Source organism: Allobosea sp. P4_E12 (assembly GCF_056401655.1).
Map to the genome: position 1 here is coordinate 1 of NZ_JBFUIY010000133.1, position 1,078 is coordinate 1,078.

Consider the following 1,078-nt stretch of genomic DNA (forward strand, 5'->3'; position numbering starts at 1 on the left):
ACGGCCTCGGTCGTGGCCGAGCTGGATCAGATCGAAGAGATTTCGATCAATACCGGTGGCGGCAATGACAGCGTCCTCGTGGTCGGCAACCTGACCCCCTCGGATCTGCGCTTCAACACCATCACGGTGAACTCCGGCACAGGTGACGACACGGTCGACGTGACGGCTCTCGAATCGGCCCACCACGTCGTGCTCAATACGGGCGGCGGCTCCGACCATCTGGTTGGCATGCGTGCCCAGGATGAAATGCACGTGACCGGACCAGCTGCCGCCGGCGGATCGACTGGCGGGGGCGGCAGTAATGGTGGTGGTTCCGGAAACGGGAGCGGCAGCGGCTCGGGCAATGAGACCGAGAACGGCGGCGGCAACAGCTCCGGCAACGAATCCGAGAATGGCGGCGGCTCTGGCTCCGGCAGCGAGACGGAGAATGGCGGCGGCAGCGGTTCCGGCAACGAGACCGAGAACGGCGGTGGCGGCACCGGCAATGAGACCGGGAACGGCGGCGGCGGGAGTTGCGGCACCGGCACCGAGACCGGCAATGGTGGCGGAACCGGCCAGACAACGCAGCCGGACGCCGGACTGGTTCTGGTCGGTACGCCCGATGCGGACGTGTTGCTCGGGGCGGCTGGGGCGGACAACCTGATCGGCCAGGGCGGCGACGATGTCCTGATCGGAGCGGGCGGCAACGACACGATCTCGGCCGGCGACGGCAACGACTTCGTCGATGCCGGGGAGGGCCGTGACGTGGTCTTCGGCGGGGCCGGCGACGACGTGCTGCTCGGCGGGGCCGGCAACGACCTGATCGATGGCGAGGCCGGCAACGACCGGATCTTCGGTGGCACCGGCGACGACCGGATCACGGCCGGGGCCGGCGACGACACGGTGGTGGCGGGTGCGGGCAATGACGTGATCGTGGCGACAATGGGTGACGGCAACGACGTCTATTTCGGCGATGACAGCGACGGCGGCACGGGCATCGACACGCTCGACATGTCGGCGATCATGGCGAACCTGACGGTCGATCTCGGCAACGGCCTGCTCGGACGCGGCAGCGCGGTCAGCACGGACAGCGGCAGCG

General features: G+C 68.6%; 1 protein-coding gene. It reads left to right on the plus strand.

Translation table 11 applies throughout. The features are described from left to right. The coding region (locus tag AC1DW9_RS36675; RefSeq protein WP_476855421.1) for a calcium-binding protein at positions 1–1,078 on the plus strand (1,078 nt) is incomplete at both ends.